Source organism: Pelagicoccus sp. SDUM812002 (assembly GCF_031127835.1).
GTDB lineage: Bacteria > Verrucomicrobiota > Verrucomicrobiia > Opitutales > Opitutaceae > Pelagicoccus.
Window position 1 is genome coordinate 1 of the sequence record NZ_JARXHX010000139.1, and the last position, 428, is coordinate 428.

The 428-nt window shown below is 54.7% G+C and carries 1 tRNA gene; it reads left to right on the forward strand.

From position 1 onward, the window contains the following. The first annotated feature begins 335 nt into the window (after positions 1-335). A tRNA-Asp gene (locus tag QEH53_RS24050) sits at positions 336-412 on the forward strand. The last annotated feature ends 16 nt before the right edge of the window (positions 413-428 follow it).

The window sequence follows — 428 nt, forward strand, 5'->3', positions numbered from 1 at the left end:
GCTCAGTTGGTTAGAGCGCCTGCCTGTCACGCAGGAGGCCGCGGGTTCGAGTCCCGTCTATCCCGCCATCGTGAAAAAACCGTTCCTCTCGAGGGGACGGTTTTTTTGTTTCTTTGGTGACTGGCGAGGCGAAGAGTGGCGGCGAAGTTTAGCCGGTTGCTAACCTCCTAGATTCATTCTTAACTGAATCTCGTCGGTAGCTCCGCACGGAATAGGGAAGCTCTTCGCTTGTTTGTGGATGGGACATGGCATGTCCCGAAAAAATCAATATCCGATAGTCACAGAGCTTGACTTGGGAATCGGGAAACCTAGCTTCGGCGACTCTTTCACGCTACGGGGTAGTAGCTCAGTTGGTTAGAGCGCCTGCCTGTCACGCAGGAGGCCGCGGGTTCGAGTCCCGTCTATCCCGCCATCGTGAAAAAACCGTT